Origin of the sequence: Kitasatospora sp. NPDC058063 (assembly GCF_042885395.1) — a bacterium.
Taxonomy (GTDB): Bacteria; Actinomycetota; Actinomycetes; order Streptomycetales; family Streptomycetaceae; genus Kitasatospora; species Kitasatospora lactacystinica.
In genome coordinates, this window is sequence record NZ_JBHVSD010000001.1 from 602,042 (window position 1) to 627,114 (window position 25,073).

At 75.2% G+C, this 25,073-nt stretch carries 21 protein-coding genes; 16 read left to right on the plus strand and 5 right to left on the minus strand.

Going from position 1 to position 25,073, the window contains the following annotated elements; genetic code table 11:
- Positions 1 to 137 precede the first annotated feature (137 nt).
- The 6 genes from ACFVUY_RS02780 to ACFVUY_RS02805 all read left to right on the plus strand — a co-directional run bounded on the left by ACFVUY_RS02780 (position 138) and on the right by ACFVUY_RS02805 (position 10,027).
- Positions 138 to 2,042, plus strand: coding sequence for an ATP-binding protein (locus ACFVUY_RS02780; RefSeq protein ID WP_387726905.1), 1,905 nt, complete (start codon positions 138 to 140; stop codon positions 2,040 to 2,042).
- A gap of 61 nt (positions 2,043 to 2,103) precedes the next feature.
- Entirely contained in the window at positions 2,104 to 4,485 is a 2,382-nt protein-coding gene (locus ACFVUY_RS02785; protein ID WP_387726907.1) for a hypothetical protein, read from the plus strand.
- Between the two features lie 198 nt (positions 4,486 to 4,683).
- Positions 4,684 to 5,337 (plus strand): DedA family protein, encoded by a 654-nt coding sequence (locus ACFVUY_RS02790; protein ID WP_387726909.1) that lies wholly within the window; start codon positions 4,684 to 4,686, stop codon positions 5,335 to 5,337.
- Between the two features lie 119 nt (positions 5,338 to 5,456).
- Complete coding sequence (locus ACFVUY_RS02795; RefSeq protein WP_387726911.1) at positions 5,457 to 7,292, plus strand: threonine/serine exporter family protein; 1,836 nt, start codon at positions 5,457 to 5,459, stop codon at positions 7,290 to 7,292.
- A gap of 108 nt (positions 7,293 to 7,400) precedes the next feature.
- Positions 7,401 to 8,474 (plus strand): hypothetical protein, encoded by a 1,074-nt coding sequence (locus tag ACFVUY_RS02800; RefSeq protein ID WP_387689055.1) that lies wholly within the window; start codon positions 7,401 to 7,403, stop codon positions 8,472 to 8,474.
- Between the two features lie 275 nt (positions 8,475 to 8,749).
- Entirely contained in the window at positions 8,750 to 10,027 is a 1,278-nt protein-coding gene (locus tag ACFVUY_RS02805; protein WP_387726913.1) for a C40 family peptidase, read from the plus strand.
- 176 nt (positions 10,028 to 10,203) lie between these two features.
- Here ACFVUY_RS02805 and ACFVUY_RS02810 read toward each other — a convergent pair whose 3' ends face one another.
- Positions 10,204 to 10,527, minus strand: a complete 324-nt coding sequence (locus ACFVUY_RS02810; protein ID WP_387726915.1) for a hypothetical protein — start codon at positions 10,525 to 10,527, stop codon at positions 10,204 to 10,206.
- A gap of 124 nt (positions 10,528 to 10,651) precedes the next feature.
- On the opposite strand from ACFVUY_RS02810, the gene ACFVUY_RS02815 reads away from it, so the two are divergent.
- Positions 10,652 to 11,173 carry a GNAT family N-acetyltransferase gene (locus ACFVUY_RS02815; protein WP_387689064.1) on the plus strand — a complete coding sequence of 174 codons (522 nt, stop codon included), beginning with the start codon at positions 10,652 to 10,654 and terminating at the stop codon, positions 11,171 to 11,173.
- Positions 11,174 to 11,214: 41 nt separating this feature from the next.
- Positions 11,215 to 12,495 carry a GNAT family N-acetyltransferase gene (locus ACFVUY_RS02820; protein WP_387689067.1) on the plus strand — a complete coding sequence of 427 codons (1,281 nt, stop codon included), beginning with the start codon at positions 11,215 to 11,217 and terminating at the stop codon, positions 12,493 to 12,495.
- Between the two features lie 61 nt (positions 12,496 to 12,556).
- On the opposite strand, the gene ACFVUY_RS02825 is transcribed toward ACFVUY_RS02820, so the two are convergent.
- Complete coding sequence (locus ACFVUY_RS02825) at positions 12,557 to 13,375, minus strand: TetR family transcriptional regulator (protein ID WP_380355401.1); 819 nt, start codon at positions 13,373 to 13,375, stop codon at positions 12,557 to 12,559.
- Positions 13,376 to 13,555: 180 nt separating this feature from the next.
- On the opposite strand from ACFVUY_RS02825, the gene ACFVUY_RS02830 reads away from it, so the two are divergent.
- Positions 13,556 to 14,137: a GNAT family N-acetyltransferase gene (locus ACFVUY_RS02830; RefSeq protein ID WP_387689071.1), complete on the plus strand. Its 582-nt coding sequence runs from the start codon at positions 13,556 to 13,558 to the stop codon at positions 14,135 to 14,137.
- Positions 14,138 to 14,210: 73 nt separating this feature from the next.
- On the opposite strand, the gene ACFVUY_RS02835 is transcribed toward ACFVUY_RS02830, so the two are convergent.
- Together ACFVUY_RS02835 and ACFVUY_RS02840 are read right to left on the minus strand one after the other, a co-directional pair.
- Positions 14,211 to 14,690 (minus strand): macro domain-containing protein, encoded by a 480-nt coding sequence (locus ACFVUY_RS02835; RefSeq protein ID WP_387689074.1) that lies wholly within the window; start codon positions 14,688 to 14,690, stop codon positions 14,211 to 14,213.
- A 9-nt stretch (positions 14,691 to 14,699) separates the two neighbouring features.
- Entirely contained in the window at positions 14,700 to 16,034 is a 1,335-nt protein-coding gene (locus ACFVUY_RS02840; protein ID WP_387726917.1) for an MFS transporter, read from the minus strand.
- 114 nt (positions 16,035 to 16,148) lie between these two features.
- Between ACFVUY_RS02840 and ACFVUY_RS02845 the strand changes: the two genes are divergently transcribed.
- Positions 16,149 to 17,129, plus strand: coding sequence for a LysR family transcriptional regulator (locus ACFVUY_RS02845; protein ID WP_359910417.1), 981 nt, complete (start codon positions 16,149 to 16,151; stop codon positions 17,127 to 17,129).
- Positions 17,130 to 17,212: 83 nt separating this feature from the next.
- Here ACFVUY_RS02845 and ACFVUY_RS02850 read toward each other — a convergent pair whose 3' ends face one another.
- Positions 17,213 to 17,827, minus strand: coding sequence for a YceI family protein (locus ACFVUY_RS02850; protein ID WP_387726920.1), 615 nt, complete (start codon positions 17,825 to 17,827; stop codon positions 17,213 to 17,215).
- Positions 17,828 to 18,010: 183 nt separating this feature from the next.
- Here ACFVUY_RS02850 and ACFVUY_RS02855 point away from each other — a divergent pair, with 183 nt between their 5' ends.
- The 6 genes from ACFVUY_RS02855 to ACFVUY_RS02880 all read left to right on the plus strand — a co-directional run bounded on the left by ACFVUY_RS02855 (position 18,011) and on the right by ACFVUY_RS02880 (position 25,072).
- Positions 18,011 to 21,259 carry an SNF2-related protein gene (locus tag ACFVUY_RS02855; protein WP_387726922.1) on the plus strand — a complete coding sequence of 1,083 codons (3,249 nt, stop codon included), beginning with the start codon at positions 18,011 to 18,013 and terminating at the stop codon, positions 21,257 to 21,259.
- Entirely contained in the window at positions 21,256 to 21,459 is a 204-nt protein-coding gene (locus ACFVUY_RS02860) for a hypothetical protein (protein WP_387689088.1), read from the plus strand. The genes ACFVUY_RS02855 and ACFVUY_RS02860 overlap by 4 nt, the downstream gene beginning before the upstream one ends.
- A gap of 33 nt (positions 21,460 to 21,492) precedes the next feature.
- Positions 21,493 to 22,488 carry an RNA polymerase sigma-70 factor gene (locus ACFVUY_RS02865; RefSeq protein WP_387726924.1) on the plus strand — a complete coding sequence of 332 codons (996 nt, stop codon included), beginning with the start codon at positions 21,493 to 21,495 and terminating at the stop codon, positions 22,486 to 22,488.
- A 34-nt stretch (positions 22,489 to 22,522) separates the two neighbouring features.
- Positions 22,523 to 23,620 (plus strand): MerR family transcriptional regulator, encoded by a 1,098-nt coding sequence (locus tag ACFVUY_RS02870; RefSeq protein ID WP_387689094.1) that lies wholly within the window; start codon positions 22,523 to 22,525, stop codon positions 23,618 to 23,620.
- A gap of 37 nt (positions 23,621 to 23,657) precedes the next feature.
- On the plus strand, positions 23,658 to 24,560 hold the full coding sequence (locus ACFVUY_RS02875; RefSeq protein ID WP_387726926.1) for an alpha/beta fold hydrolase: 903 nt from the start codon (positions 23,658 to 23,660) through the stop codon (positions 24,558 to 24,560).
- A gap of 104 nt (positions 24,561 to 24,664) precedes the next feature.
- The gene (locus tag ACFVUY_RS02880; protein ID WP_387689100.1) at positions 24,665 to 25,072 is read left to right on the plus strand and encodes a helix-turn-helix domain-containing protein; all 408 of its coding nucleotides are present in this window, start codon (positions 24,665 to 24,667) and stop codon (positions 25,070 to 25,072) included.
- Position 25,073: the final 1 nt, after the last annotated feature.

The window sequence follows — 25,073 nt, forward strand, 5'->3', positions numbered from 1 at the left end:
CACCGAACGGGTGGCAATTCCCCCGATGGGGGAGGATCGGTCAATTCGGAGTTGACGGTATTCCGTCATTCCGTCAGGACGGTGCCGAAGAAGAAAGAAATGGTCGCCAGATAGTCGCACTGGCACACTGGGGACCCATGTCTGATGGTGCCCCGCCCGAGCCCACCCCCGCCGAGGAGCTGCGCACGACCGAGGTCGATCTCGGCGGCCTGGTGAACGTCCTCGCCACCCACCTCTACTCCACCCCGCTGGTCGCCCTGCGCGAACTCGTCCAGAACGCGCACGACTCGCACACCCGCCGGCTCCTGGAGGACCCGGACGGCCACCACCGCCCGCTGATCCGGGTGCGCGCCGACGCCGCCCGGCGGACCGTCGCCATCGAGGACACCGGCGCCGGCCTCACCGAACCCGAGATCCACTCCTACCTGGCCACCGTCGGCACCGGCTACACCCGGATGCTGCGCGAACTGACCGGCAACCAGGAGCTGATCGGTGCCTTCGGCCTGGGCTTCCTCTCCGCCTTCTCGGTCGCCGACGAGGTCACCGTCACCACCACCTCGCACCGCGAACCGCACCTCGGCCACCGCTACCGCAGCCGCGGCGGCGAGCAGTACCGGGTCGAGCCGGTGCCCGCCCGGCCCCGCCCGGGCACGGTGGTCGAGCTGACCCTCAAGGCCGAGCACGCCCACCTCGCCGACGAGGACGTGCTGCGCGACGTGCTCACCCGCTACTGCGTGCTGCTGCCGGTCCCGGTCCACCTCGGGGACGACGAGCAGCCGGTCAACTCCGTCGAGGTGCCCTGGCGCCACCCCTCCGACGGCGACCAGTACGCCGCCCGGATGCGCTTCGCCGCCGCCTTCGGCCGCCGCTTCGAGCCGCTCACCGCCTTCCCGGTCCACCCGGTCGAGGACGTCACCGACGCGGTCGGCCTGCTCTGGGTCCAGGACGGCGGCACCTACGGCAGCAGCGACAACCGCGACCTCGCCGTCTACCTGCGCGGCATGCTGCTCGCCGAGGACGCCCGCGACCTGCTGCCCCGCTGGGCCGGGTTCATCGGCGGCGTGGTCGAGTCCAACCGGCTCACCCCCACCGCCAGCCGCGAGGACCTCCAGCGCGACGAGCACTACCACGCGCTGCGCAAGGCCCTCGCCGACGCCATCGTGGACGGCCTCTACGAGACCGCCCGGCTGCGGCCCGCCGCGTGGCGCCGCATCCTCGCCCGGCACGGCAACGACCTGCTCGGTGCCGCGCTCTGCGACGACCGGCTGTTCACCCTGCTCGCCGACGACGTCCCGGTGCCCACCTCGCAGGGCGACCTCACGGCCGGCGCGCTGCGCGCGGCGGGAGGCGGCGCGGTGCACGTCGCGCTCGGCAGCGGCGGCGGCTTCGAGGAGATGCTGTACCGGGCGATGCGGGTGCCGATCGCCCGCGGCGACCGCTACGCCGTCCTGCCGTTCCTGCGCCGCTACGCCCAGCTGCGCGGCTGCCGGGTGGTCGAGCTGGGCAGCGAGCAGGGCGACCGCGAGCTGTTCCGCGACCCGGAGCGCCCGCTGCCGGAGCACGAGTCGGCCTGGCTGGCCGGCGCCCTCGCCGACCCGGGCGAGCAGCTCGTCCCGGCCCGCTTCGACCCGCCCGGCCTGCCGCTGGTGCTGGTGCCGGACCGCGAGGCCGAGCTGAAGGCCCGGATCGAGGACGACCGGGCGGACGCCCGGATACCCTCGGCCGCCCTGCGGCTGGCCCGCGCCTTCACCGCCCGCACCGACGGCGAGGTCCGGGCCCGGCTCTACCTCAACCTGGCCAGCCCGGCGGTCCAGGACCTGCTGGCCGCCTACCGCGGCGGGCACACCGGCAGCGCGACCGCCGCCGGGCTGCTCCGCTCGATCAAGGTGATCATGGCCGCGGCCTCGTCCGGACCGTCCGAGGGCGACCTCACCGCCGCGCTGGCCGGCATCGGCACCGCGGTCTCCGCCCTGACCGCCGCCGTCCCGGCCGGTCTGCCGGAGGTCCCGGACAGCCCCGGCGCGCTCTCGGAGGAGCGGTGACGGACGGATTGTCAGTGGGGTGCGGTAGACACCTCATCAGCACGACGCAGGGGGAGCAGGCATGACCACCGACATCTGGGCCTGGGTGCGCGACACCCACCGGCAGCTGGCCGAGGCCGGCCACCACCGGCTGGCCGACGCCATCGTCGAGCTGCCCGAGCACGCCACCGAGGGGCGGAACGAGCAGCTCGACGCGCTCTACCCGGAGGCCGTGGCCGCCGCCCGGGCGCTCGGCCTGCCCTGGGTCGAGGTCTACCTGCGGCACTGGCGGATGCAGAACCTGCTGAACAAGCGCCAGCAGGGCGAGGCGGTGCTGCCCGAGGCGGTCGACCTGCTGGACTTCGCGCACCGGGAGGAGACGGCGAACTGCCCGCAGTCCGTCTGCGTGGTGCAGGACTTCGCGATCTGCCACGCCCGGGTCGACGGGCCGGGGTACGTGGCCGAGCGGCTCGCCGTGGTCGGCGAGACGCTGGACCGGATCGAGCCCGACCGGGCCTGCTACGACTGCCTGTCCCGCGAGTACTCCGACGCCCTGGAGGACGACGGCCGGGCGGCCGAGGCGCTGGACCACCTGGACTCCGCGGCCAACCGGATGCGGGCGGCCGGCCAGCCGGTCTCGCTCCGCTTCCACCAGGCCCGGGCCGGCACCCTGCACCTGCTGGGCCGGCACGAGGAGGTGCTGGAGCTGCTGGCGACCGCCGAGCGGGCCGAGCAGACGCAGGGGCGCCGGCTGGACGAGCGCGACCAGCGCTGGGGCGCCCTGCTGCGGGCCCGCGCGCTCGCCTCGCTCGGCCGCACCGAGGAGGCGCTCGCCCTGTTGCCCGAGCGGGCCGAGGCCGAACGGCACGCCGACCTGCGCACCGCCTGGACGCAGACGGTCGAGCTGCTGGTCGCGGCCGGGGCCCGGGAGAACGACGCCGAACTGGGCGCCGTCCTGGCCGGCTGGGTCGGCTACCTGGACGGCGTCGGCGCGCACCGCCCGTGCGTGGACCTGCTGCTGGCGGCGGGGCGGCTCGCGCTCGCCCGCGGTGCCCGTACGGTGGCGCTCACCCTCGCCGCGACCGGGGAGCGCAAGCTCACCCGGCTGCGGCGCACCGACGGCGTGTCGGAGCAGGTCGCGGCGCTGCGCGCGGCCGCCGAGGCACTGCCGGAGCCCGAGCTGCCCGTCCCGCCGGGCGAGCTGACGGCGCACCTGGCCGAGGTCCGGGTGCCCTACGAGACCGGCGCCGACCTGCTCTCCGTCGCCCTGGACCGGTACCGGGGTGAGCAGGCCGGCGCCACCGGACTGGCGGTGCTCCTGGCCACCGTGCTGGGCGGCCTCGGCCACGCCCGCGCCGCGGCCGACCTGCTGTGGCGGTACCTGGAGGACGACCCGGCCGACCGCGAGCTGACCGGCGCGCTCGGCGAGATGCTGATCGAGGCCCGGGACGCCGAGGGCATCCGCCGCCTCGCCGACCGGGTGGCCGCCTCCGCCCCGGCCGACGGACACTGGATACGCGCCCGCTGGGCCGCCGCCGAGGGCCGCTGGGCCGAGGCGCTGGAGCAGTGCCGGGCGATCCTGGCGCTGGACGACGAGGTGATCAACACCCGCCGCCTCGCCGCCCACGCCGCCACCGAGCTGGGCGACCACGCCACCGCGCAGCGGATGTACCTGGAACTGCTGGAGCGCGCGGCGCCGGCCGCGGACTCCGCCGCGGACAGCACCGAGGACAGTGCTGAGGAGGACGGCCACCGGGCGGTCCGGGAGCCGGACCTGTGGCACCTGATCACCGCGGCCACCGCCAACCGGGACTGGGCGGTGGTCCGCTCCACCGGCGCGCTGCTCGACATCGAGTTCGACGAGCCCGAAGGCCCGGTGGACGAGGAGTGGCAGCTGGTCACCATTCGGGCCACCCGCACCAACGGCGCGACGTCCGACCTGCCCGCCCTGCGGACCGGCCCGGCCACCGCCCGCATCCTGCCCGTGCTCGGGGACGACCTGACGCTCAACCACGGCGACGTGGTGGTCTTCGCCCCGGCCCTGCTGGAGCGCCCGCCGGCCGAGGACGCCCCCGAGGAGGAGCGGCAGCGCTGGCGCCCGGTGTTCGAGCTGCTCACCCTGCTCGACCCGGCCGGGTACACCACCTACTGGATCGACGGCGGCTGGCCCGGCGACGAGCCGTGGTCAGCCCTGCGGGAGGAGCTGCACGGGGCGGGGTACGCGGTCTGGGTGTACAGCGGGGAGCAGTACCGGATCACCGACCCGGCGGACGGCGGCGACACCCTGCCCGGTGTCTACGCGGCCCTCGGCGTCCCGCCGACCGCCTCGGCCGCCGAGGCCGACGCCCTGCTGCTGCGGCTGACCGAGGGCTGGGCCCACCCGCTCGCCTGGGCGGAGCTGGCCAAGGCGGCCGGCGCGGCCCCCGCCCGGCACGAGGAGATCGTCGAGCGCTACGGGCTCTGACCGTCCTCGACCGCGCGGCCCCGGCGGGCCGGCCCCTCCCGGGCCCCCCGCCGGGGCCGCGCGCGTTCCCGGTCGTCCCGCGCGCTCCGCGCCCCGCCGTGTGCGGCCCGGCCCGGGAACCATTCCGCCTCCAGCCGAGTCTTTGTCAATGCTTTACTGTTTCATTGCCAAGACTCGACCTCCCGGAGTGCCCGCACCGTGACCAGCCTCGCCCTCGGCCCGTCCTGGCTCGATCCGACCACCCTGATCTCCACCTTCGGCCTGATCGGCATCCTGGCCATCGTCTTCGCCGAGTCCGGTCTGCTGATCGGCTTCTTCCTGCCGGGTGACTCGCTGCTGTTCACCACCGGCCTGCTGGTGGCCGGCGGTACCTACCTGCACCAGCCGCTCTGGCTGGTCTGCGCGCTGATCGTGGTCGCCGCGGTGGCCGGGGACCAGGTCGGCTACCTCTTCGGCCGCAAGGTCGGCCCGAGCCTCTTCCGCCGTCCCGACTCCCGGATCTTCAAGCAGGAGAACGTCGAGAAGGCCGCCGCCTTCTTCGACCGGCACGGCCCCAAGGCGATCGTGCTGGCCCGCTTCGTGCCGATCGTGCGCACCTTCACCCCGATCGTCGCCGGGGTGAGCAGGATGAACTACCGCGGCTTCGTGGTGTTCAACCTGGTCGGTGGCGTGCTGTGGGGCGGCGGCGTCACCGTGCTCGGCTACTTCCTGGGGCAGATCCCGTTCGTCCGGGACAACATCGAGGCCATCCTGGTCGGCATCGTGCTGGTCTCGGTGATCCCGGTGGCGATCGAGCTGCTGCGGGCGCGCCGCTCCGGCGCGGCGTCCGCCACCCGCCACCGCGCCGGGTAGGCGTCCGCCGCTCCTGCCACGGGACGCCGCGTACATGTGCGTCCGGCTGTTCGATCAGGCAAGGTGTAACCCGAGATCGAGCGGTGGCCGGAGGCCGCCAGGGGTGGCAAGGAGCGGAAGTGCCTAAGCGGGGCCGACCGGGTACGGGCAAGCGGGCCAGGGGAGGCAGGGCGGTCCGGCAGGCGCGGCAGGCACCCCCGAAGCCGGTGCACCCCGCCGACGCCCCGCCCACCGAGGGCCTGCTCGGCTACCCCGCCCCGCCGGTCGAGCCCACCACCGTCGTCCCGCTCGCGCTGCCCGTTCCGGAGACCAAGGGCCTGCTGGCCCCCGAGCCCGAGCCCGAGCCCGAGCCGGTACCCGAGCCGGTACCCGGGCCGGCGGTCCGCGCCGCGACCGGACCGGCCGGGACCGAGCGCCCGGCCCGTCGCCGTTCGGTCGCCGAGGACACCCTCACCCCCGAGGAGTGGCGGGCGGCCGGCTACACCCCGCCCACCGGCATCCCGGTCCCGGACCTCACCGCCGGCGCCCCCGGCGAGGCGCCCTGGCCGGACCGGATGCGCACCCTGCTGCGCACCCCGATGTCCGAGCGGCCCGCCTTCGAGCGCACCGCCCGCGAAATGCACCCCTCCGCGTCCGTCACCCGCAACGTCCCGCGCATCCTCGACCTGACGCTGCGCATCGGCGAGCTGCTGCTGGCCAGCGGCGAGGCGGCCGAGGACGTCGAGGCGGCGATGCTCGGCATCGCGCACGCCTACCGGCTGGACCGCTGCGAGCCGCAGGTCACCTTCACCCTGATCGGCATCTCGTACCAGCCCTCGCTGGTCGAGCCGCCGGTCACCGCCGACCGCGTGGTGCGCCGCCGGACCTCCGACTACACCCGGCTCGACGCGGTGTACGCGCTGGTCGCGGACATCACCGCGGAGAACGTGACGGTCAACGACGCCTACCGCCGGCTCGCGCTGATCCGCCGCAACCGGCACCCGTACCCCGCCTGGTTCCTCGCCCTGACCACCGGCCTGCTGGCCGGCGCGGCGACCTTCCTGGTCGGCGGGCGGGTGGACGACAAGGCCTGGCTGGTGTTCGCGAGCGCCTTCGTCGCGGCCGTCCTCGGCGACCGGCTGGCCTCCGCGCTGGCCCGGCGCCGGCTGCCGGAGTTCTACCAGTTCGTGGCGGCCGCGATGCCGGCCGCCGCCTCCGGCATCATCCTCTCGCTCAACGACTGGGGCCTGCGCGGCTCGGTCGTGATCACCGGTGGCCTGTTCGCCCTGCTGCCCGGGCGCGCCCTGGTCGCCGCCGTGCAGGACGGCCTGACCGGCTTCTACATCACCGCCGCGGCCCGCCTGCTGGAAGTGATCTACCTGGTCGCGGGCATCGTGATCGGGGTGATGGTGATCCTCTACCTGGGCGTCGGCTTCGAGGCGAACCTGCGCCCGGACGAGAGCCTGGTGGGCGTCAACTACCCGCCGGTCCAGATGGTCGCCGCGATGCTGCTGACCCTGGCCTTCGCGACGCTGCTGCAGACCGACCGCCGCACGCTGGCCCTGGTCACCGTCAACAGCGGCATCGGCTGGGCCAGCTACGGTGCGCTGGTGTACAACGCGGGCGTCAACCCGATCGCGGCGACCGGCGTGGCGGCCGGGCTGGTCGGCCTCTTCGGCCAGCTGATGGCGCGCTACCGCAACGGGTCGGCGCTGCCGTACGTGACCGCCGCGATCGGTCCGCTGATGCCCGGTTCGGCGCTCTACCTCGGGATGCTCGCCTTCGCCCAGGGGCACTCCAGCGCCGGCCTGGTGTCGGTCTTCCGGGCGGCGGCGATCGCGATGGCGCTGGCGGTCGGGGTGAACCTGGGCGGGGAGATCGCCCGGCTGTTCCTGAAACTGCCGGTCGGCGCCGAGCGCCCGTCGCTCTACCCGGTCGTGCCGCGCCGGGCGGCCAAGCGCACTCGAGGGTTCTGACCGGACGTCGGGCCGGTGCCGGGGCGATGCGGTCCCCGGGCCCAGGCCCCGGCCACCGGGCCACGTCACGGCAGGCAGGACGCAGGACCAGGAACGAAGGTAAGACCCATGACGACACTGCTGGACGGCTACCGCGAGCACATCGTCGCCGCGCACAAGCAACCGCTGTTCCTGCTGCTGGTCGGATTCATCACCTCTTTCGTCTTCATCCGGTTCAGCGTCCGGATGATCCGCGCCCAGGTGCGCTGGTGGCCGGGCAACGTGACCCCGGGCGGCCTGCACATCCACCACATGGTGTTCGGCCTGGGCTTCCTGCTGCTCGGCGGCATCGGGGTGTTCGCCACCTACGGCGGGCACCCGTGGATCGACGTGTTCGGCCTGGCCTTCGGCATCGGCTGCGGTCTGGTGCTGGACGAGTTCGCGCTGATCCTGCACCTGGACGACGTGTACTGGAGCGAACAGGGCCGCAAATCGGTGGACGCGGTGATCTTCGGCATCCTGTTCACCTCCCTGCTGCTGGTCGGGTACGTGCCGCTCGGCGTGGTGCCCGGCGAGGAGACCAGGTGGGGCCTGATCACGATCATCTCGGTGAACTCGCTGGCCTCGGTGATCACCCTGCTCAAGGGCAAGGTGTGGACCGGCCTGCTCGGGATCATGGTCCCCGGCCTGTCCTGGATCGGGGCGATCCGGCTGGCCCGCCCGAGCAGCCCGTGGGCCCGCTGGCGGTACGCCACGCGCCCCCGCCGCCGGGCGCGTGCGCTGCGGCGCGAGCGCCTGCTGCACCGGCGCGCGGACCGGGCCCGCACCTGGCTCTTCGACCTGATCGCCGGCGCCCCCGACAAGGTGCCCGCCAACCACCCGGCGGCGCACCGGGTGGCCGAGCGGATGGCCGCCCGGGCCAGCGCCCACCTCGACGCGCACGCCGCCCGGGCGCTGGCCCGCCGTCAGGCCCGGCTGGCCGACCGTCGTTCGGCGGCCGCCGCCGGGACGGCCCGGGGCGCGGCGGACCCGGCGCTCGGATCGGCCGAGGCCGGTCCGGACCGCTCCCGCCTGGCGCAGCAGCGCCGTCGTACGGTCCGGGCCGGGCGCAGCCGGGTCTTCGCCGTGGGGCCGACCGGGCTGGAGAGCCGGCCGGAGCGGCACCACCGGCTGCGCACCCACACCCGTCGGATCGGCCGGTAGCCCGCCTCCTGCGCGCGGGTCCCGGTCCGTGTCCCCGCCCGCCCCGCGGTCCGGCCGGAGCCGAGGCTTGGTCAGATCATCCGATGGTCACCCGACCGGCGGAGCACTTTCCGGGTGTGAAGGCCGCCGGAATTGAGAACATGAGCATCATGTGACCGTTCTGTCACGTGATGGGATGATTCATCGGACCCCCGCCGACCCCCGGGCCGCCGACCGCCCGTACGCCGCGCGCCGTCCGACGCCGTCCCCTCCGGACCCGTCAGAAGGGATGTCGCGTGGCGCGCAGGATCCTGCCGACCCTCCTGTTGTCCCTCACCGCCCTGCTCGGGCTGCTCCCCGCCGCCCAGGCCGCCCCGGCCGACCCCGAACCGACGGCCGGCCGGGCCGTGGGCGAGGACCCGTACCCGACCACCGAGGAGATCGACCGGGCCCGGGCCGAGGCCGAGGGCAAGGCCTCCTCGGCCGCCGCTCTGGAGACCGCGCTCACCGCCGCCCGCACCGAGCTGGACCGGGCCGGGCGCACCGCCGAACAGGCCGTCGAGGCCTACAACGGCGCCCGGCTCGCCCTCACCCGGGCCCGCGCCGAGGAGGTCGCCGCCGCGCGGCGCGCCGCCGCCGCCGAGACCGAGCGGGCCGCCGCCGCCGAGGACGCGGCCCGGCTCGCGGCCGAGACGTACCGGCAGGGCGCGGGGGCCGAACTGTCCGCCCTCAACGCCCTGCTCGGCGCCCACGGCGCGCGCGACGCGGGCGACCGCGCCGCCGCGGTCGGCCAGGTCAGCGAGCGCACCCGGCAGATCCTGGACGCCGCCACCTCCACCGCGGCCGCCGCCCGCGGTGCCTCCGCCGCCGCCCGGGCCGCCACCGAGGCCGCCGGGAAGGCCGCCGCCGAGGTCGGCGCGGCCAAGGTCGGGGCGGAGCGGCGGCTGGCCGCCCAGCAGGACGAGGTGGCCGCCGCCGGGCGGCGCCGCGAGCAACTGCTGGCCGAGCTGGCCGCCGCCCGGAACACCACCGTCGAGCTGGAGCGCCGGCGCCGCGAGGCCCTGGAGGAGATCGCCGCCCGCGAGGCCGAGGCCGCCGCCCGCGCCGCCGCCGAGCAGGCCGCCCGGGAGGCCGAGGCCGCGGCGGCGGCAGCGGCCGCCGCTGCCACCAGGGCCCACCCCGCACCGCCCCTCGCCCGCCCGTGGTCCGCCGAGGGCGCGGCCGCCGCCATCGCCTTCGCCAAGTCCAAGATCGGCCTGCCCTACGTCTGGGGCGGCGAGGGCCCGGGCGGCTACGACTGCTCCGGGCTGACGATGATGGCCTGGCGCGAGGGCGGCCGGCAGCTCAACCACTTCGCCGCCGACCAGTACGCCCAGAGCACCCCGATCGGCTACCGCCAGCTGCGCCCCGGCGACCTGGTCTTCTGGACCGACACCGGGCGCGCCGCCGACATCCACCACGTCGGGCTCTACATCGGCGACGACCAGATGATCGAGGCCCCGCGGGTCGGCATGCCGGTCAAGCAGGCCAGCCTCTGGATCATGGGGACCCCGGACTTCTACGCCCGCCCCTGACGCCCGGGCCGGCGGGTGCCGGTCAGCACCTCACGGGTGCGACCGGCCCCGCCCCCTGCGCGGCGGCCGCGAGGACCGGGGCGGGCGCGACCGGGGCGTCCCGCGGGGCCGGGTCGGCGCGAGGCACTCGGCACCGAGGGCGTCCGGGAGGCCGAGCCGGCCGCCGTCCCACCCGGCTACCGGCCGGCCACGGCGGCCACCGCCCGGCGGCTGTCGCGCAGCCGCACCACTGTCCAGCCCCAGAGCGCGGCGACCGGGAGCGACACGAGGAAGACGGCGAACGCGCCGCCGACCCGGCCGATCATCTCGGAGTCGCAGGCCTCGGCCAGGTGGAAGCCGGTCGGCTGGTAGAAAGCCGGTGAGCCGCACAGCCCGTTGCCCGGCGCGAGGACCAGCCAGAGCGCCCAGAGCCAGCCGGCCACGGTCAGCCCGCCGACCAGCTTCGCCGTCAGCGCCCGGCTCTCGTACTCCTTCAGCCTGCGGACGTACTCGTCCTCCATGGTGCCCCCCGAAGCGGATCGTCTGTACCTGAACCGGCACGAGGATGCCAGGCGGGCCGGCCCGGGCGCCACTGTCGGTGGGGCGCGCTAGCGTGACCGCGAGGACCGGCACTGAGGAGGCGTCGTGCGACTGCGGGATGTTCGGGCGGGGGACGTCGGGGCGTACGTCCGGATGCGCTGCGACCCGGTGATGATGGCCGAACTCGGCGGCCCGCTGCCCCGGGCGCGGGTGGAGGAGCGGCTGCGCGCGGACCTGGCCCTGGTGGCCGGGGACAGCTCCTGGATCAGGATGATCGTGCCGGACGGCGCGCAGGACGGAGAGGCGGCGGGCATCGTCACGCTCTGGTCGGACCAGGAGGACGGCGAGAGCGTCTCCGAGATCGGCTGGATGGTGCTGCCCGAGCACCAGGGGCGCGGCCTCGCCAAGGCGGCGGTCCGCAGCGTGCTGGACGCCGCCGCCGAGGACGGCCGCTGGGGCGAGGTGCACGCCAACCCGGGGACGACCAACGGAGCGTCCAACGGGATCTGCCGGGCGCTCGGCTTCCGGCTGGTCGGCGAGCGGGACCTGGACTTCGCGGACCGCGTCCTGCGCACCAACCACTGGGTGGTGGTGCCCGGCGAGCACCACGGGTCGGGCACGGAATAATTCGGATGCCACCCCCCGGAGGGCCGCCGTACGGTGGCCCCATGGGCAACAGCATCGATCACACGGACGTCGACAGCGTGAGCGGGCTCCAGGTCCGGGCCGTCTCGGTGGACGAGGTGGCGGAGTGGAACCGGGCGCTCAACTTCGGCTTCCTGCGCCCCCACGTGCCCGTCGCGGAGGACCTGCGCCGCCGGCAGTGGGAGCCGGGCCGGATGCTGGCCGGCTTCGACGGCGAGCGCCAGATCGCCACCTACCGCAGCTTCGACACCGAACTGACCGTCCCCGGCGGGTCCGTCGTCCCGGCCGACGCCGTCACCAACGTCACGGTGAGCTCCACCCACCGCCGGCGCGGCCTGCTCAGCGCGATGATGCGCCGGGACCTCGCGGCCGCGGCCGAGCGCGGCTGCGCGGTCGCCGTCCTGATGGCCGCCGAGTACAACATCTACGGCCGGTTCGGCTTCGGTCCGGCCACCCACGGCAGCGGCTGGAGGATCGACCTGCGCCGCACCCGCGGTCTGCGCGAGGGCCTGCCGGGCGTCCCCGGCGGCCGGATCGACTTCGTGACCATGGCGGAGCTGCGCGAGCTGGGCGCGGACCTGTACGAGCGCTGGCGGCGCACCCAGCCGGGCGCGATCGAGCGCGACGCGCTCTGGTGGGAGCGCACCAGCGGCGAAGTCCGCACGCCCGGCGACGACTTCAAGGAGCCGTTCGCCGCCGTCCACCGGGATGCCGCCGGCACGGTCACCGGCCTGGTGCTCTACCGGATCGACCCCAAGTGGGACGGCGCCTACCCCGACGGCACGCTCTCCGTGGACGAGTTCATCGCTCTCGACCTGCCCACCGCCGTCGAACTCTGGCGCCTGGTGCTGTCGGTGGACTGGGTGGCCCGGGTCGAGGTGCGCAACCTCGGCCCGGACGACCCGCTGCCGCTGCTGCTCCAGGACCCGCGCGCGGCCACCCCGCACGAGGACAACGGAGACCTCGTCTGGGTGCGAGTGCTGGACGTCGAGGCCGCGTTCCGCGCCCGCAGCTACGGCGCCCCCGGCCGGGTGGTGCTGGAGGTCGACGACAAGCTGGGCTACGCCTCCGGCCGTTGGGCGCTGGAGGCGGCCGAGGACGGCACCGGCCGCTGCACCCGGACCACGGACGACGCCGACCTCGCGCTCGGCGCCTCGGAGTTGGGCTCGCTCTACCTGGGCGCGGAGACGGCGTCGAGGCTGGCCGCGGCCGCCCTGGTCGGCGAGCTGCGCCCGGGGGCGGCGGCCGCCGTGGACCTGCTGCTGCGCACCCCGGTGCGGGCCTGGACGCCGACCGAGTTCTGAGCCCGTTCCGACACCGGAGGCCGGCCCGTTCGCGGGCCGGCCTCCGGTATTGCCGCGGGCGCTACTTGACCGCCGTCTTACCGATGGTGGGCAGGATGAAGTCCTGGATCAGGCCCTTGGCGTCGCGGACGATCGGCCGGAACACCCGGTAGCGCGAGAGGTTGATCACCCGGGCCGCCATGGGGGTGGACCGGCGGACGAACTCCCGTGTGCGCTCGGTGTCCTCGGTCCGGTCGAAGACCCAGTAGAGGACCACGATCATCAGGTACAGCCAGAGCACGTCGGGCAGGAGCTCGACCAGTTCGGCGTCCAGTTTGGGCGCCAGCTCCGAGCCCTGGAGGACGTCGCGGAACAGCTCGACCGCCGTGGCCCGGGCCGGGTGGGAATCGTTGGAGAACGGGCTCAGCGAGCTGGTCGGGTCGGCTGCCGTCCTGAAGAACTGCGCGGCGAACTCGTGGTACGGCGCGGCCGTGTCGAGCCAGGAGGTCAGTGCGATCTCCAGCCGCTCGGAGAAGTCCCGGGTGTGGGACATCCGGCGCTTGGCGTCGGCCGCGTGCTCGTAGGTCATCCGGTCGTAGAACCCCTGGATCAGGAATTCCTTCGCCGAGAAGTAGTAGTACGCGTTGCCCACCGAGACGCCGGCCTCGGTGGCGATGGCGCGCATGGTGGTCTTCTCGTAGCCCCGTTCCTGGAACAGCCGCATGGCGGTCTCCAGGATCAGGGCACGGGTCGCCTCACTCTTGTCGGTCTTGGGCCGGGCCCGGCCGCCGGGCAGTGCTCCGCCCTCCGGCCCGGTCCCGCTCCCCGGGTCGGGCGCGGCCGGAGCCCCGGCCGTGCCGTTCTCGCCGTCCGTTCGGTTCGTCGCTGCCAGGTCGTCCACGAGCACGAGCCTAGCCGGAGACGACGTTCCATCCGGTGTCGGTGTTCGTGGCACCGGATGCCCCCTCCGCATCCGGTGCCACGGCGACCCCCCTTATTTCGAACGCGTTCAAAAGCTGAGCGGTACTGTAGACGTATCGGTTGAACATGTTCAACTCCATCTCTGTGGGAGGCTGGTCACATGATCAGTTCAGGACGGACCGTCATTCGGCGCGGCGGAGTGCAGGACGCCGAGCCCGTCGCCGAGTTGCACGCCCACAGCTGGCGCACGACCTACCGGGGAATCGTCCCCGACGCGGGACTGGGTGACGGGATGGTCGCCCAGCGACGCGAGCTGTGGACCCTGCGCCTGGACACCGACTGCGCCGACTACGGCGGGCCGGAGAACACGCCCGAACTGCTGATCGCCGAACGAGCGGGCGCGATGGTCGGATTCATCTACCTCGTCCCGCAGCCGGACGGCGGAGTGCTGATCGACAACCTGCACGTCCGCCCCGGCCTGAACGGCGGCGGCATCGGGCGCGAGCTGCTGACCGCGGGCCGCACCCACGTCGCCGAGCGGCACCCCGGGGCCGGACTCTCCCTGGAGGTGCTGCGGGACAACACCCGCGCGATCGCCTTCTACGAGCGCGAGGGCGCCGAGCGGGTCCGGGCACAGGAGGGCGAGTTCCCCGGAGGGTTCCTGCTGCCCGAGTACGTGTACGCCTGGCCGGCCGCGCGCGTGGCGGTCGGGTCCGACCGGGCGGAGCCGGCTGACCGGTAGGAACCGGTCGACGGGACGGTGGAGAGGCGCGAAGGCGGATCGGTGGAAGGGCAGGACCTGCTGGAGCAGGCCGTCAGTCGACGTCGTAGACGGTCACCGGTACGCCCCGGGCCGTCAGCCGGGCGGTGACCAGCGGTTCGACCCGGTCCCATCGCCCGCCCGCCAGGCCGCAGCCGATCCGCGGCATGTGGACGGAGGCACCGAGCCGGAGCGCGTGCTCACCGAGCGCGGCCAGTCCGGTGTCGATCGCCTCGTACCGCACCGGCACCCCGGTCGAGCGCCCCGTGCGGATGCCGCGCTGGCCGACCAGGTTGGCCACCCAGACGTGCGGATCGACCGCCACCAGTTGGACGGCGCCCAGGCCGAAGTCGTTCTTCGCCCGCTCTCGATGCCAGCGCCGGTACGCGGCCTCGGGTTCGGGCCAGCGTCTGGAGAGCGCGAGCACGAAGCCCTTGCCCCAGCCGCCGAGGTCGTTGCAGACGTGCGCGACCACCTTCACGCCCTTGCCCTGGGGCGTGGTGGCATCGCCTCGGACGTACGTGATTTCCCCCATGCCTCGACGTTAGAGGGTGGGACTGACAATCTGCGCGGCATTTTCCGGGGCCCCACTCGACGCCCCGCCCGGCACTCCACCCGGCACCCTCTCGGGCGGTGCGGCCGCCGCCGCCCCGCGCGCCGTCAGGTGCCGGCGCCCCGCCAGCGCGATCAGCAGCGCGAGCCCGGCGGCCGCGGCGGGCAGGAGGTAGCCGGTGCCCGGAGCGGCCCGCTCCGCGACCGCCCCGGCGAGCGCCGCCCCGGCCGAGATGCCGACCACGATGCCGGACACTGCCATCGCCATGCCCTCGTTGAACTGCCGCTGCGGCAGCAGCTCCTGGACCAGCGTCATCCCGGTCACCATGGTCGGCGCGGTGGCGGTACCGGCCGCGAACAGGGCCGTCCCGAGCAGCCCGAGTCCGGCCCCGCCCAGTCCGGCGGCGAGCGGCAGCAGCAGGACCGAGGCCATCGCGGTGGCGCCGAGCAGGAACCGCGTGCCCGGTGCCCGGCGCGGGGTCAGCAGCCCGAACAGCAGCCCCGCGACGCAGGAACCGGCCGCGAACAGGGCCAGCAGCAGCCCGGCGGAGGCCTTGTGGCCGAGCGCGTCGGCGTACGCCACGGTGGTGATCTCGGTGGCGCCGAAGACCGTGCCGGTCGCCAGGAAGGTCAGCACCAGCACCCGCAGCCCGGGCACCCGCAGCGGGGAGCCGTGCCGCGGTCCGGCCGGTTCCCGCCCCTGCGCCGGGGCGGGGGGCAGCGGGGGTTCGGTGCGCCGCTGGGCGGCGAACAGCAGGGCGCCGGTGGCGCCGAGGGTCCCGGCGGTGATCAGTCCGGCCTCCGGGGCGAGCGTGGTGCAGAGCAGCATGGCGAGCACCGGGCCGGCCATGAAGCAGAGTTCGTCCAGGGCCTGTTCGAAGGAGTTGGCCAGGTGCCGGGCGGCCGGGTCGTCCCGGTACAGGTGCGCCCAGCGGGAGCGGGCCATGCCGCCGAGGTTGGGTGCCGCCGAGCCGGCCGCGGAGCAGAGGAGGAGCGTCCAGTCGGGTGCGCCGAGCCGGACGCAGAGCAGCAGCCCGGTCAGCGGAACGGCGTTGTACAGCGCGGCCGGTACCGTCACCCGCGCCTGCCCGTACCGGTCCACCAGCCGTCCGATCAGCGGCATCCCGACCGCGCCGGCGACCAGTCCGGCCGCCGAGACGGCCCCGGCCAGCCCGTACGAGCCGCGCCGCTCGGAGAGCAGCACCACCAGGGCGACGCCGTTCATCGACAGCGCCAGCCGGCCGAGCAGCCCGGTCAGGGTGAAGGCGACGGCGCCGGGGGCCGCGAACAGCCGCCGGTAGGAGGTGAGGACGGCGCGCGGGGGCATCGGGCTCCTGTGAGCAGGGGGAAGGGGGGTGCTCACAGCCTGGTGCCGGTGGCGGGCGGCCGTCCAACACCTGTTTCGCCGCACTCACAACACGCTGTTGTTAATCTGCCGCCCATGCCCCGTGACCTGCACCCCCGCCTGCTCCGCGGCTTCGTCGCGACCGCCGAGACCCTGCACTTCGGCCGGGCCGCGGAGCGGCTGCACACCGCCCAGCAGGCACTCAGCCGGGACGTCCGGACCCTGGAGGGGCAGCTCGGCGAAGCACTGTTCACCCGCACCACCCGCAGTGTCGAACTCACTCCGGCCGGGCGGCGGTTGCTGCCCCGGGCGCGCGGGTTCCTCGCCCTGCACGACGAGATCCTCGCCGAGGCCGCGGCCGGATCCGGGGCCGCCGCCCGGCCGCTGCTGCTCGACCTCAACAGTGACGTCACCGGCCCGGACCTCACCGCCGACCGGGTGCTCGAACGGGCCCGGGCCGCCTGGCCGGAGGGCGAACTGCTGGCCCGCTTCCACGGCGGACTGGCCGCGGCGGCCGCCGAACTGCTGGCCCACCGGCTGGACGCCTCCTTCGGCCGCTTCGCCGGGCTGCCCGCCCCGGTGCGCGGTCGACTCGTCCAGCTGCCGGTGCGGTTGGAACGGATCTCGGTGATGATGGCGGACACCCATCCGCTGGCCGACCGCTCCGTGCTGCGCCCGGCCGAGCTGGCGGGGCACCCCGTCGACGTCTGCGCGGGCAACCCGGCGACCACCGAGTGGGCCGACCTCGGCACCCGGCTGCTGCGGGAGCACGGTCTGACGGCGGCAGCGCCGTACGTGCCGCCGGTGGGCGTGGACGAGACGGCCCGCTACCTCGCCCGGCACGGCGATCCGATGCTGACCACGGTCGGCGGCCCGCGGATCCCGGGGACGGTGAACGTGCCGCTGGTGGAACCGGTGCCGCTGAGCCTGGTCAGCCTGGTGCACCGGCCGGGGGAGCGTCACCCGGGGCTGCGGGCGCTGGCCGCCGCGGCCGGTGCGCTCGGCGCGGCCGAGGGCTGGCTGCGCCGTCCGCCGGGCAGCTGGCTTCCCGAGGCGGACGCGGCGCTGCTGCGGTAGGGGCGGACGCGGGCGGCCGTCATGTGAAGACCGCCCCTGCCCCGGGGGGAAGGGCAGGGGCGGTGCTCGGGGGGACGGCCGGCTCAGGCCGCCTTGACGGCGGAGATGTCGAAGCTGAGCTTGACCTTCTCGCCGATCAGCACGCCGCCCGTCTCCAGCGCGGCGTTGTAGGTCAGGCCGAACTCGGTGCGGTCGACGACGGCCTTGCCCTCGAAACCGACCCGGTCGGCGCCGTACGCGTCGGTGGCGCTGCCGGTGTACTCCAGGTCCAGCACGACCGGGCGGGTGGTGCCCTTGATGGTGAGGTCGCCGGTCATCCGGTACGAGTCGCCGCCGATCAGCTGGGCGGAGGTGCTGCGGAAGCTGATCTCCGGGTGGGCGTCGACGGCGAAGAAGTCGCCGGTGCGCAGGTGCTCGTCGCGCTGGGCCTGGTTGGTGTCGACGCTCGCGACCTTGATCACCAGCTCGGCCGAGGAGTTGCCCGGGTGGGTCCCGTCCAGGTGCAGCTTGCCGTCGTACTCGGTGAAGCGGCCCTTGACGTTGGTGACCATCGCGTGGCGGACCGAGAAGCCGATCTCGCTGTGGGTGTTGTCGACGGTCCAGTCGCCGGTCAGGTGGGCGAGGTCCGGGCCGGCCGGGGTCGGGACGGTGGTCGCGGCGGGGGCGGTGACGGTCTTGGTGCGGTTGAACAGGCCCATGGCTTCCTCCTTGGTTCGAAGCCAGTTGTTTAGGCTTCAACTTGTTGGCTCCAGCGTAGGGCAACTTCGTTCAACTTTCAACCATGGCGTTCCGGGTTCCTCCGAACGGCTCAGCGGACCCGCCCTGTCGGACCTCCCGGATAGGCTGCGAAGGACGGTCCCACCCCGCCCGGAAGGCCCCCGATGTTCGTCCTGCACGCGCTCTGGCGGGCGGACGGGCACCTGGTGCTCTGGGCCGAGGACGCCCGCGCCCACCCCGGCGCCGCCGAACCGCAGCCCGACCGGCCCGCCCCGCGCGCCCACCCCTACGCCTGCCCGGCCGGCGAGCTGGCCGCCGTGCTCGGCGGCATCGGTCCGGGCCTCGGCTGGCTCGCCGGACAGGCCCCCGAGCGCTGGGCCACCCTGCTGCTGCCGACCGTCGGCACCGTCCCCGCGCCCTCGCCCGACCTTCCGGTCGCCCCGCCGCGCGGCGGCGCCGTGCTCACGCCCTGGCGGGTGCCGGCCCTGCTCTTCGGGGCCGGGGCCGCCGCCCAGCTGCTCGGTGAGGTCTTCGACCCGGTCTGGGCCGTCACCAGCAGCGATCTGCCCGGCGCCGGACGGGTCGAGGTGGTCCACGGCCCCTCGCTGCGCTGGCTCACCGGAGTGCACGACCTCGCCTGGCGGACGGTCGGCCGCGGCCGGGTCCAGCCGCTGCCCGTGACCGCCGCCGACGGCCGCCCGCAGGCCCGGTGGCGGCCCGACCTCACCCCGGCCGGGCGCCGCGAGGCCGCCGCCCTGGCCGCGGGCTGCCCGCCCGTCCTGCTGGGGGAGTGGCCGCACGGCGCCGACGACGGGGACGCGCTGCTGGGCGCGGCCCTGGGCGCACTGGTGGACGCCGAGGCCCGCGCCGCACTGGCGGACGCCCCGCCCCCCTTCCCGGTCGACGGCGGCGCCGGACCGGGTGCGGCCGTCGCCGAGCGCTGGCTGCACGCCCTCACCACCCCCGACGGCGGGTTCGACGGCTCCCCGCCCGAGGAACTCGCCGAACTGCGCCGCGGGCTCGGCGCCTGGTACGCCGCCGCCGAGCCCGTCGATCCGGCGCTGCGGCTCTGCTTCCGCCTGGTCGAGCCGCTCGGCCCCGACCAGGACGACCCGGAGGGCCGGCCCTCCGACGACGCGTGGCAGCTGGAGTTCCTGCTCCAGGCCGTGGAGGAGCCCTCCCTGCTGGTCCGCGCCGCCGACCTGCACGAGGGCGGCGCCGCCCACGCCGCGCTCGCCCGCAAGGGCGCCGACCCGGTCGACGTGCTGGTCGCCGAACTCGCCCGCGCCGCCCACCGCTGGCCCGCCCTGGACGGGCTGCGCCACCGCTCCCGCCCGTCCGCCCTGCCGCTCGGCCGGGCCGGCGCGCTCGACTTCCTGCGCACCGCCGCGCCCGCCCTCGCCGAGGGCGGCTTCGGGGTGCTGCTGCCCGCCTGGTGGCGCCGCCGCCCCCGGCTCGGGCTCGCCCTGCGCGCCACCACCCCGCCCGCACCCGGCTCGCTCGCGGCCACCGCCCAGGTGGACCGGGACGCCGTGGTCGCCTTCCGCTGGCAGGTCGCGCTCGGCCCGGAGGGGGAGCCGCTCACCGAGCGGGAGCTGGCCGAACTCGCCGCGGCCAAGCAGGAGCTGGTCCGGGTGCGCGGCACCTGGCTGGAGGCCGACCCGGCCCAGATCGCCGCCGCGCTCGCCTTCCTCGCCGACCGGCGCGACGGGGTGCTCGCCGCCGGAGAGCTGCTGCGGCTCGCCCTCGACCCGGAGGCGACGGTCGCCGGGCTGCCGGTCACCTCGGTGCGCGCCGACGGCCCGCTCGGCGAGCTGCTCGCCGGGCAGGCCGCCGCCGCCCCGGCCCCGGAGCTGCCGGCGGACTTCCGGGCCGAGCTGCGCCCGTACCAGGAACGCGGGCTGGCGTGGCTGCGGACCATGTCCGGACTCGGCCTCGGCGCCGTGCTGGCGGACGACATGGGTCTCGGCAAGACCGTCCAGACCCTCGCCCTGCTCGCCTCCGAGCAGGCGGAGGCGGCGGAGGCGGCAAAGGCGGCGGACGGGCTGAAGAGGGCGGACGAGCCGGAGGCGGCGAAGGGGACGGCGAAGGGGGCGGCGAAGGGGGCGGAGGACACCGCCGGCCCCACCCTGCTGGTCTGCCCGATGTCCCTGGTCGGCAACTGGCAGCGCGAGGCCGAGCGCTTCGCCCCCGGTCTGCGACGGTACGTCCACCACGGCGCCGGCCGCCTCGGCGCGGAGCAACTCGCCGCGGCCGTCAGGGGCGTGGACCTGGTCATCACCACCTACGGACTGGTCCAGCGCGACCTCGCCGCCCTGCGCGCGATCCGCTGGCGCCGGGTGGTCGCCGACGAGGCCCAGCACATCAAGAACAGCGGCACCGCGCAGTCCCGGGCGATCCGCGCGCTTCCCGTCACCCGGCACCGGATCGCGCTCACCGGCACTCCGGTGGAGAACCGGCTCGCCGAACTGCACGCCGTCCTGGACTTCGCCAACCCGGGCCTGCTCGGCCCGGCCGAGCGCTTCAAGGAGCGCTACGCGATCCCGGTCGAACTGCACCGCAGTCCCGAACGCACCGCCGAACTCCTTCGCCGCACCGCACCGTTCGTGCTCCGCCGGGTCAAGTCCGACCCGGCGGTGGCGGCCGAGCTGCCCGCCAAGCAGGAGATGACCGTCTGGTGCAACCTCACCGCCGAGCAGGCGGGCCTCTACCAGGCCGTGGTCGCCGACCTGCTGCGGCGGGTCGAGGGCATTCGGGGCGTGGAGCGGCGCGGCACGGTGCTGGCCGCGATCGGCAAGCTCAAGCAGGTCTGCAACCACCCGGCCCAACTGCTGCACGATGGTTCGGCGGTGGGCGGGCGCTCGGGCAAGGTCGCCCGGCTGGCCGAACTGCTGGAGGAGGCGCTGGCCGAGGGCGACCGGACGCTGGTCTTCACCCAGTACGCGGAGTTCGGTGCGATGCTCCGCCCGTACCTGGAGCGCCGGCTCGGCGAGGAGGTGCTCTACCTGCACGGCGGCCTGCCCCGGGCGCGCCGTGAGGAGCTGGTCGAACGCTTCCAATCCCCGGACGGGCCGGGGGTGTTCCTGCTCTCGCTGCGGGCCGGCGGCACCGGCCTCAACCTGACCGCCGCCAACCAGGTGATCCACCTGGACCGTTGGTGGAACCCGGCGGTCGAGGAGCAGGCCACCGACCGGGCGTTCCGGATCGGCCAGCGCCGGGACGTCCAGGTCCGCCGGCTGGTCTGCGTCGGCACCGTCGAGGAGCGGATCGACGAACTCCTCGCAGCCAAGCGCTCGTTGGCCGAGGCGGTGGTGGGGGAGGGGGAGCGCTGGCTCACCGACCTGCCGGTCGAGGCGCTGCGCGAACTGGTCGCCCTCACCCGGGAGGACGCCGTGGCCGAGGAGGACGCGTGAGCGAGGAACCGAAACCGCCCGTGGTCAACGTCGCCGCCTACTGGTGCGGCGACTTCACCCTGCGCCGCGCGCCGGCGGCCGCGGAGGAGGACGGTCCGGACGAGTCCTCGCTGCGCCGCCTCGGCCGCTCCGGCATCACCGTGCACGGCCGCGATCTCGCCGTCGTGCTCGCCCCCGCCTACGAGGCCTTCCGGGGCTGAGCACGGCGGCTACCGTGCGGTAGCGTCGCGCGGGTGACCGACACCCACGACGCGCCGTCGGCCGACTCTCCGTTGGCCGACTCCCGGTTGGCCGACTTCGAGCAGCACCGGCGGACGGTCTTCGGCATCGCCTACCGGATGCTCGGCAGCGTCGCCGATGCCGAGGACCTGGTCCAGGACACCTGGCTGCGCTGGAGCGGCGTCACCGGCCCGGTCGCCGGTCCCGGCGGCTTCCTGGCCCGTACGGTCACCAACCTCGCGCTCAACAAGCTGGACTCGGCCGCCGTCCGCCGCGAGTCCTACGTCGGCCCCTGGCTGCCCGAGCCGCTGGTCACCGAGCCGGACACGACCGAGGGCGTCGAGCGGGCCGAGACGGTCTCGGTGGCCGTGCTGGTGGTGCTGGAGAGCCTGTCCCCGCTGGAGCGGGCGGTGTTCGTGCTCAAGGAGGCCTTCGGATTCTCCTACCGGGAGATCGCCGAGGCCCTGGACCGCACCGAGGCCGCCTGCCGTCAGGTCGGCAGCCGGGCCCGGGCGCACGTGCGCGCCGGCCGGCCGCGCTACGACGCCCCGCCCGAGCTGCGCCGCCGCGCCACTGACGAGTTCCTGGCGGCCTGCGCCGGCGGCGACCTCAACCGGATGCTCGAACTGCTCGCCCCCGACGTCACCGCCTGGACGGACGGCGGCGGGGTGATCCGCGCCGCGCTGCGGCCGGTCGTCGGTGCCGAGAACGTCGCCCGCTTCGTCCTCGGGGTGCTCGGGCAGCTCGGCGCGGGTGCCGGTGCCCGTCCGGTCCTGGTCAACGGCGACCCCGGTGTGCTGGTCACCGTGGACGGAGCCGTCGACTCCGTGTCGGTGTTCGAATTCGCCGAACAGCCCGACGGCACCGTGCGGATCGCCGGGATCCGCAGCGTCCGCAATCCGCACAAGCTGGCCCACCTCGCCGGCCCCGCGCCCCGCTGGGCCCCCGTCCCTTCCGCCGTCGACGCTCCCGCCCCCGGCGACGGCGCCGACCGGCCCGACCCGGCTTGACCCTCGACCAGGTCGAGCCCGCAGAGTCACCGGCATGGAGAGCGAGCTGCACAGCATCGGCGAACTGGCCCGCGCCAGCGGACTGGGCGTCGGCACCCTGCGCTACTACGACGGCGCCGAGGTGCTCACCCCCGCCTGGGTCGATCCGCAGACCGGCTACCGCTGGTACCGGCCCGGCCAGCTCGCCGACGCCCGGCTGCTGGCCAGGCTGCGCCGGGTCGGCCTGCCGCTGGCGGACGTCCGCGCCGTGCTCGGCGCCGCGCCCGGCGGCGAAGAGGCCCGGCGGGTGCTCGACGCGCACCTGCGCCGGCTGGAGGACGGCCTCGCCGACGCCCGCCGCGAGCTCTCCCTGATCCACGCGATGATCGACCAGAGGGAGCAGCCGATGACCACCACCCCCGCCGGACTCCGGTTCACCGTCCCGGCCGAAGAGCTCGCGGCCGCCCTGGACGCGGTCCGCTTCGCGGTCTGCGGGGACCCGGAGCTGCCCTTGCTCGCCGGCGTGCTCTTCGAGCCCGACGGCCCGGTGCTGCGCCTGGTCGCCACCGACCGCTACCGGATGGCCCTCGCCGAGGTGTCCGCCGCCGGTGACACGTCCGAGCGGCCGGTGGCGGGCACGGTCGTCCCGACCGCGCTGGTGGACGCGCTGCGCGCGCTGCTCGGCTCGGGGGCGGCGGAGGTCGCGCTCACCCTCGGCGGCGGTCCGGTCCGGGCCGAGGTCGGGGAGCACCGGATCGAGGGCGCCGCGCTGGACTTCGACTACCCCGACCACCGGGCCGTCACCCGGCTCGTGCCGGAGCACCGGATCACCCTCTCCGCCGCCGAACTGCGGGCGGCCGTGGCGGCCGGGGCCACCCGTACCCTGCCCTCCGGCCCGGACGGCGCCGACTGCGAGGTCACCGTCCTGACCCTGACCGGGGACGGCCGCCTGACGGTCGCCGACGACCCGGCCCCCGAGGGCTACCGACTGGCCGTCAACCGGGACTTCCTGCTGGAGGCCCTCGACGCCGGCCGCCCCGGGCAGCTGCTCCTCGAACTCGGCGGCCCGATCGCCCCGCTGGCCGTTCGCACGCCCGGTCGTTCGGGCACCTTCTCCGTGCTGATGCCGGTCCGGCTGCCCGAGTCCGGCTGACCGGCGGGCCTCGCCGGGGCTCTGGAAGGATCACCGCATGAGCCCGCACGCCGACGCCCCCGACGCCCCTGCCCCGGACGCCCCCGGCTTCGAAGCCACCGGCTCCGGGGTCCACGTCCCCGCGGAGCACGTTTCCGCGGAGCACGTTTCCGCGGAACAGGTCCGCGCGGTCCACGTTCCGGCCCCCGGCGGCGGCCGGCTGTGGGCGGAGCGCCGAGGAGCCGGCAGCCCGGTGGTGCTGCTGCACGGCTCCGGCATGGACTCCCGGCTGTGGGACGCCGTCGCCCCGGTGCTTGCCCGCCACCACGACGTGATCCGCTACGACGCCCGCGGCCTCGGTCGCTCCAGCACGCCGGAGCGGGCCTTCGACGACGTCGCGGACCTGGGCGCCGTCCTGGACCACTTCGGTCTGCCCGGTGCCGCGCTGGTCGGTCTGAGCATGGGCGGGGAGACCGCCCTGGACTTCGCCCTCGCCCACCCCGGCCGGGTCACCGCGCTCGGCCTGGTCGGCGCTTCGGTCAGCGGCCACGACTGGCCGCCGTCCCCGGAGACCACCGCCTACGCCGAGGCCCGGCGCCGTGGCGACGCGGCGGAGCTGGCCGGGCTGGAGCTCTCCGTCTGGGCCGCCCTGGGCCGCGGCGCACCGGGCGGCGAGCTGATCGCGGCGATGGTCGAGGAGAACGCGGCCCGCCGGATCGTCAGCGAGCACCACCTCGCGGGCGCCCCGGCCCGGGCGGCCGAGCCGCTCCTGGGCACGGTCGCCGCGCCCACCCTGGTCGTCCACGGCGACCGCGACCACCCGGAGATCGCGGCCATCGCCCGGCGGCTCGCCGACGACATCCCCGGCGCCCGCGGCCACCTCGTCCCGGACGCCGACCACTACCTCCCGCTGCGCACCCCCGAACGGCTCATCGAGCTCCTCCTCGCCCATCTGGCCTGACCGCCCGGTCCGTCCGGCCCCGGCCGTGCCCCGACGGGGCGCGCGCGTTTGCTGCCGCTAGCACCCTGCTTGCATTTGCAAGCAGGGTGTTGCAGGCTGTCCGCATGGCCTCACTGAACGTCGGCTCGCTGGGCGAGTACATCCGCGAGCAGCGCCGCAACGCCCAGTACTCGCTGCGGCAGCTGGCGGAGGTCGCCGGCGTGTCCAACCCGTACCTCAGCCAGATCGAGCGCGGGCTGCGCAAGCCGAGCGCGGAGATCCTCCAGCAGATCGCCAAGGCGCTGCGGATCTCGGCGGAGACGCTGTACGTCCAGGCCGGGATCCTGGAGGAGCGGCGGGGCGAGGGCCTGGAACTGCGGGCCTCGATCCTGGCCGATCCGCTGATCAACGAGCAGCAGAAGCAGGCGCTGCTCGCGGTCTACGACGCCTTCCTCAAGGAGAACGCCGCGTCGGCCCCCACTCCGACGGCCGACGGCCCAGCCACCCAGAACACCCACCGGGAGGACCGGTAAC

Bases quoted from the DNA above. Each gene is read 5' to 3' on its own strand.
- ACFVUY_RS02780 (WP_387726905.1), top strand. From the start codon at position 138: ATGTCTGATGGTGCCCCGCCCGAGCCCACCCCCGCCGAGGAGCTGCGC.
- ACFVUY_RS02785 (WP_387726907.1), top strand. From the start codon at position 2,104: ATGACCACCGACATCTGGGCCTGGGTGCGCGACACCCACCGGCAGCTG.
- ACFVUY_RS02800 (WP_387689055.1), top strand. From the start codon at position 7,401: ATGACGACACTGCTGGACGGCTACCGCGAGCACATCGTCGCCGCGCAC.
- ACFVUY_RS02810 (WP_387726915.1), bottom strand. From the start codon at position 10,527: ATGGAGGACGAGTACGTCCGCAGGCTGAAGGAGTACGAGAGCCGGGCG.
- ACFVUY_RS02820 (WP_387689067.1), top strand. From the start codon at position 11,215: ATGGGCAACAGCATCGATCACACGGACGTCGACAGCGTGAGCGGGCTC.
- ACFVUY_RS02830 (WP_387689071.1), top strand. From the start codon at position 13,556: ATGATCAGTTCAGGACGGACCGTCATTCGGCGCGGCGGAGTGCAGGAC.
- ACFVUY_RS02835 (WP_387689074.1), bottom strand. From the start codon at position 14,690: ATGGGGGAAATCACGTACGTCCGAGGCGATGCCACCACGCCCCAGGGC.
- ACFVUY_RS02840 (WP_387726917.1), bottom strand. From the start codon at position 16,034: ATGCCCCCGCGCGCCGTCCTCACCTCCTACCGGCGGCTGTTCGCGGCC.
- ACFVUY_RS02845 (WP_359910417.1), top strand. From the start codon at position 16,149: ATGCCCCGTGACCTGCACCCCCGCCTGCTCCGCGGCTTCGTCGCGACC.
- ACFVUY_RS02850 (WP_387726920.1), bottom strand. From the start codon at position 17,827: ATGGGCCTGTTCAACCGCACCAAGACCGTCACCGCCCCCGCCGCGACC.
- ACFVUY_RS02855 (WP_387726922.1), top strand. From the start codon at position 18,011: ATGTTCGTCCTGCACGCGCTCTGGCGGGCGGACGGGCACCTGGTGCTC.
- ACFVUY_RS02870 (WP_387689094.1), top strand. From the start codon at position 22,523: ATGGAGAGCGAGCTGCACAGCATCGGCGAACTGGCCCGCGCCAGCGGA.
- ACFVUY_RS02875 (WP_387726926.1), top strand. From the start codon at position 23,658: ATGAGCCCGCACGCCGACGCCCCCGACGCCCCTGCCCCGGACGCCCCC.
- ACFVUY_RS02880 (WP_387689100.1), top strand. From the start codon at position 24,665: ATGGCCTCACTGAACGTCGGCTCGCTGGGCGAGTACATCCGCGAGCAG.